At 73.3% G+C, this 5,375-nt stretch carries 5 protein-coding genes; 1 reads left to right on the forward strand and 4 read right to left on the reverse strand.

Features of this window, described 5'->3' with window-relative positions; translation table 11 throughout:
- Together ACWCSD_RS46950 and ACWCSD_RS46955 are read right to left on the reverse strand one after the other, a co-directional pair.
- The coding region (locus ACWCSD_RS46950) for a response regulator (protein ID WP_449925363.1) at positions 1-529 on the reverse strand (529 nt) is incomplete at its 3' end.
- A complete protein-coding gene (locus ACWCSD_RS46955; protein WP_449925366.1) occupies positions 526-1,647 on the reverse strand; it encodes a sensor histidine kinase in 1,122 nt (373 codons plus the stop codon). The genes ACWCSD_RS46955 and ACWCSD_RS46950, both read right to left, overlap by 4 nt.
- Before the next feature lie 47 nt (positions 1,648-1,694).
- Here ACWCSD_RS46955 and ACWCSD_RS46960 point away from each other — a divergent pair, with 47 nt between their 5' ends.
- Positions 1,695-1,910, forward strand: coding sequence for a hypothetical protein (locus ACWCSD_RS46960; protein ID WP_358000040.1), 216 nt, complete (start codon positions 1,695-1,697; stop codon positions 1,908-1,910).
- A gap of 3 nt (positions 1,911-1,913) precedes the next feature.
- Here ACWCSD_RS46960 and ACWCSD_RS46965 read toward each other — a convergent pair whose 3' ends face one another.
- Together ACWCSD_RS46965 and ACWCSD_RS46970 are read right to left on the reverse strand one after the other, a co-directional pair.
- Positions 1,914-2,930, reverse strand: a complete 1,017-nt coding sequence (locus tag ACWCSD_RS46965; protein WP_449925370.1) for a fatty acid desaturase family protein — start codon at positions 2,928-2,930, stop codon at positions 1,914-1,916.
- Positions 2,931-3,102: 172 nt separating this feature from the next.
- On the reverse strand, positions 3,103-5,375 hold a 2,273-nt coding region (locus ACWCSD_RS46970; protein WP_449925373.1), incomplete at its 5' end, for an ATP-binding protein.

Genomic DNA, 5,375 nt, shown 5'->3' on the forward strand with positions numbered 1-5,375 from the left:
CGGCGATCTCGTCGTTGGACAGCCCGGCCGCCACCAGGCCCATGACCTCCCGCTCGCGCTCGGTGAGCGCGTTGAGCTCGGGGCCCGGCTCCGGCCGCTTGACCCGGCCGGCGAACTCCGCGATCAGCCGCCGCGTCACCGACGGCGAGATCAGCGCGTCGCCCCTGGCCACGACCCGGACCGCGTGGATCAGCTCGGCCGGCTCGGTGTCCTTGACCAGGAACCCGCCCGCGCCCGCGCGCAGCGCGCCGTAGACGTAGTCGTCCAGGTCGAAGGTGGTCAGGATGATGACCTTGACGCCGTCGAGCCGCGGGTCGCCGGCGATGCGCCGGGTGGCCTCCAGACCGTCGAGCTCGGGCATGCGGATGTCCATGAGCACCACGTCGGGCCGGTGCTCGTGGGCGCCCGCCACGGCCGCCGCGCCGGTGCCGGCCTCGCCGACGACCTCGATGTCGTCCTCGTCGGAGAGTATCGACCGGAATCCGGCGCGGACCAGGGTCTGGTCGTCGGCGAGCAGTACGCGGATCATCGGACTCCGTTCAGTGGCAGGCGGGCGACGACGCGGAAGCCGCCCTCGGGGCGCGGGCCGGCCTCCAGGTCGCCGCCGAGCGCGGCGGCGCGCTCGCGCATGCCCTGCAGGCCGAAGCCGCTGCCTTCGGTGTACGTGGCGCCCGGGCCGTCGTCCTCGACCCGGATCAGGATGTTCCCTGCGGAGTTGCTGACCGAGAGGGTGGCCTTCGTCGTGCCGGAGTGGCGGGCGACGTTGGTCAGCGACTCCCTGATGATGCGGGCGGCGGCCAGGTCGACCTCGGTCGGCACGGCGTCCAGGGGCCCGGACGGCTCGACGGCCACCTCCAGCCCCGACGCCGCGACCAGGTCCGGCAGCCGCGCCAGGCTGTCCGCGGGCCTGGTCGGCGCGTCCTCGTCCACCTGGCGCAGCACCCCCAGCGTGGTGCGCAGCTCGCGCAGCGTCTCCTTGCTGGTCTCCTTGATGGTCCGCAGCGCGGCCTCGGCCTTCTCGGGACGCCTGGCCAGCCCGTGCAGCGCGGCCGACGCCTGCACGTTGATCATGGAGATGTTGTGCCCGAGCACGTCGTGCAGCTCCCTGGCGATGCGCAGCCGTTCCTCGCTCTCGCGCCGCCTGGCCTCCTCCTCCTTGGAGTGCTCGGCGTCCAGCGCGCGCCGCTGAGCCTCCAGCAGGTACGCCCGGCGGTTCCTGGTGACCCCGCCGAACGCGATGGCGGCCACCACCCAGCCGGTGATCGCGCCGAACGTGCCGTCGTCCACGTGCCTGGACCCGTGGGACTCGCCGAACCCCATCGCCAGCAGCACGGCGGCCCCGGTGGCGATCGCGGCGGCCAGCCGTCCCTGGTCGGCGGCGGTGTAGAGGGCCACGAACACCAGCACGACCAGCGGCCCGTCGAACCGGGCGAGCGGATAGTAGGCGGACACCGCCACGACGACCACGATCAGCGACGTGACGGGAAGGCGCCGCCGCAACAGCAGCGCGCCGCACGACACGATCGGCAGCACCACGTCGAGCGCGCTGGGAGACTGCTCGCTCCTGAGCCCGGCGACCAGGGTGCCGGCGAGCGCGACGGCGACCACCACGAGGGACACCGCAGTGCTCGCCGACAATCTACGCATGTGCTCCATTTTGTATGGTCGTGCGAGTGATGGGGTAGTTGACCGAGATGAGTACCAAGGATGAGCTCCGGCAGGTCGAAGAGGACCTGGCCCGGCTGAAGGCGGAGAACCAGGACGTGCGCGACCAGGTGGGCACCATGGGCGCGACCGACCAGATCGAGACCGCGGCCATGATCGCCCAGGCCGACGAGCAGTCCGAGCTGATCGCCGACCTCGAACGACGCCGTGCCGATCTGGAGAGGCGGGTCGAGGAGGAGGGCTGAGGCTCAGCGGCGCAGCGGAGCGCCCACCTCGTGCAGGTGGCGCAGGGCCTGGCCGTAGGAGGCGACGAGCCCGGTCTGCAGGTAGCTGACGCCGACCTCGGCGCAGTAGCTCTCGACGATGGGCTGCGCTTTGCGCAGGTTGGGCGCGGGCATGTTCGGGAACAGGTGGTGCTCGATCTGGTAGTTGAGCTGGCCGAGCGCCACGTCGGTGAACAGGCCGCCCCTGACGTTGCGGGAGGTCAGCACCTGCTTGCGGAGGAAGTCCAGCTTGTCGTCCTTGGTCAGGACGGGCATGCCCTTGTGGTTGGGCGCGAACGTGGAGCCCAGGTAGAGGCCGAACAGCCCCTGATGCACGGCCAGGAACACCAGCGCCTTGCCGAACGGCAGCACGGCGAAGACCGCGCCGAAGTAGAGCACGAAGTGGGTGGTCAGCAGCGCCAGCTCCGCCCACGGCCGCTTGGCCGCCGGCGCGAGCAGCGCCTTGAAGCTGGCGATGTGCAGGTGCCAGGCCTCAAGGGTGAGCAGCGGGAAGAACAGGAACGCCTGGTACCTCGCGACGGCCCGCGGCAGGCCCGCGCTCCGCGCCACCTGGTCGTCCGACCAGACGATGACCGCGGGGGAGACGTCCGGGTCGTGGTCCTCGTGGTTGGGGTTGGCGTGGTGGCGGTTGTGCTTGCTGGTCCACCATCCCCAGCCCAGGCCGATGCCGAGGTTCCCCAGCAGGAGACCGGTCACGTCGCTCGGCCGCCGCTTCCTGAACACCTGGCGGTGGCCCAGGTCGTGGGAGACGAAGCCGATCTGCGCGAAGACCACGGCCAGCGCGACCGCGACGAGCAGTTGCCACCACGAGTCGCCCACCCAGGCGAACAACGCCCAGCAGCCGAGGTACGCGGCGACCACGATGGTCAGCCGCACCGCGTAATAGACCGGACGCCGGTCGAGGAGACCGGCGTCAGAGATTCGGCGGGCTAGTCGGGCGAAGTCACTGCCCCGGGTGTCGACCACACTTGGACTGGCCACAGATCTCCTCACATTGCGGTGGAAAGTTGCCACAACCCTGGCGTATCCGCCGCGAAACCGGAAGGTGTTCCATGCTCGTCCGGGGAGCGGCGGAGAAGGGGTTCGTCGTCGGTTTCCGTGGCCTCTTCCCCGACCATATGGCCCGGCGGCGCATGCCGCGTACGCGACGGGCTCAGCCGAGCAGGGACAGTGCGTGCCGTTCCGGGTCCGGAAGCGCCGCTCCGCTGGTCAGAGCCTCGTGGAAGGCGTCGCTGCCGAGGGCGGAGCGGCATCGTCCGACCAGGGCCACCACGGCGGGGTCGGCGGAGTCGGTGACGCCGCGCAGCGCGCGGGCCGCGCCCAGCAGCTCGGCCGCCGGCCGGGGCGGCAGGTGCTCGGCGACGCCTTCCAGCACGGTCGCGCGGGCCGTCCGGTCGCCGCAGGTCTCCATCAGCTCCAGCGCCGTGCGCAGCGGCGGCCCGGGCTCCGCCACGCGGGCCAGCTCGACCTGCATGAACGCCCTGAACTGCGCGGGCCCGTCGCCGTTGTCCAGGGTCAGCGCGCGGTCGAGCAGCCGGGCCGCCTCCGACCGGTCGCCGGTGCGCCGGGCCAGCTCGGCGCGGGCGTGCAGGACCCTGGCCTGGGTCACCGCGTCCTCGGCCCGCAGCGCCGACCGCCATGCCTCCGCCAGCGTGGTCGCGGCCCCCTCGTGGTCGCCCGCCCGCGCCTTGAGCTGCCCGAGCCGGAGCAGGAACGTCATCGGGCCGAACGGCGCGTCCAGCCCCGACAGCTCCGCGGCCAGGCGTCCCGGCTCCTCGGCACGGGCGAGCGCGGCGGCGAAGTCGCCCCGGTTCTCGGCGACCAGCGACAACCAGTAGAGGCAGGCCCACTGGCCCCAGCGGTCGCCGGTGCGGCGGAAGCCGTCGAGCGCCGGGCCGAGCAGGTCCTGCGCGCCGGCGACCGTGCCGTACTCGAACCGGACGATGCCGCCGACCAGCAGCGCGGCCGAGCGCGTCCACAGGTCGGGGGAGTCGCGCAGGCGCTCGACGACGTCCTCGGTGAGCTCGACGACGTCGGCGGGCGGGCGTTGCGCGCCGCTCATGGCCCAGAAGTTCAGCGCGGCGGGATGGTCGGAGTCGAGCACCGCCGGGGTCGGCTCGCCGCCCGTGAGCACCCGGCACAGCCCGTGCGCCAGCTCGCGTCCCGGCGGCGGCACGTCACCGACCCGGCGCAGCACGGCCGCCGCCCGCTCGCTCATCTCGCGCCGCCGTCCGCGCATGATCCAGGGCCAGAACCGGGGCAGGATCAGCCTGAGCGGGTCGTCGGAGTGGCGCAGCGCGGCGTCGAGGTTGTCCTGCTCGGCGTCCAGCACCTCCAGCCAGGCGAGCTGCTCGCCGGTACGCAGGAGTGGATCGGCGGTCTCGGCCAGCCGGGTGTAGTAGCGGGCGTGGGCCTGCCGGAGGGCGGGCAGGTCGGCGGCGGCGTACTGCCTGATGGTGGCCAGCATCGAGTAGCGCTCGCCGGAGACCGAGACGAGCGACTTGTCCACGAGCGAGGCGAGATCGTCCGGGTCGCCGCCGCACACCTCCGCGACGGCCTCGTACGTCGCGCCGCCGGAGAAGACCGTCAGCCCGCGCAGCAGCTCGCGCTCGGACGCCGACAGCAGGTTCCAGCTCCAGTCGATGACGTCGCGCAACGTGCGATGGCGCGGCTCTGACGTACGCCCCCCGCGGAAGGCCAGCCGGTCGCCGAGCTGCCGGACCAGCACGGACACCGGCATCGTGCGCAGCCGGGCGGCGGCCAGCTCGACCGCCAGCGGGATGCCGTCGAGCTCCCGGCAGACGCGCCCGGCGTCGGCCGCGCTCACCTCCAGGCCGGGCCTGGCCGCCGCGGCCCGCGCCAGGAACAGCTCCGCGGCCTCGGGCAGCGGCAGGACGGGATGCAGCACCTCGCCGGGGATGTCGAGCGGCTCCCTGCTGGTGGCCAGGACGCGAAGTCCGGCGACCTCCGACAGCAGCCACCGCGCGACCGTGGCGGCCTCCTCCACGACGTGCTCGCAGTTGTCCAGCACGATGAGCGGCGACGTGCCGCGCAGCGCCCGGACCACGTCGGTCGTCCGCAGCACGCTCTCGACCGCGGCCCGCACCCCCGTGGCGGAGGCCAGCTCGACCAGCCACACGCCGTCGGGCACGTCGAGACCGCGGGCCGCCTCCAGCGCCAGGCGGGTCTTGCCCACGCCGCCGGGGCCGACCAGCGTGACCAGCCGCTCGTCCCGGCCGCCCAGCAGGGCGTGCAGCCGGGCGACGTCGGCGGCCCGGCCGACGAAACCGGTCAGCCGGGCGGGCAGGTTGCCCCTCGGCGCGGGAACCGGGTCGCGCAACGCCGCCATGTGGGCCGCGCGCAGCTCGGGGCCGGGATCGACGCCCAGCTCGTCGGCCAGGTCGGCCCTGATCCGCTCGAAGACCT

The organism is Nonomuraea sp. NPDC001684, assembly GCF_053596515.1.

What these genes read in the sequence shown, in the direction of transcription:
- ACWCSD_RS46955 (WP_449925366.1), bottom strand. Translation starts at nt 1,647, where the DNA reads ATGCGTAGATTGTCGGCGAGCACTGCGGTGTCCCTCGTGGTGGTCGCC.
- ACWCSD_RS46960 (WP_358000040.1), top strand. Translation starts at nt 1,695, where the DNA reads ATGAGTACCAAGGATGAGCTCCGGCAGGTCGAAGAGGACCTGGCCCGG.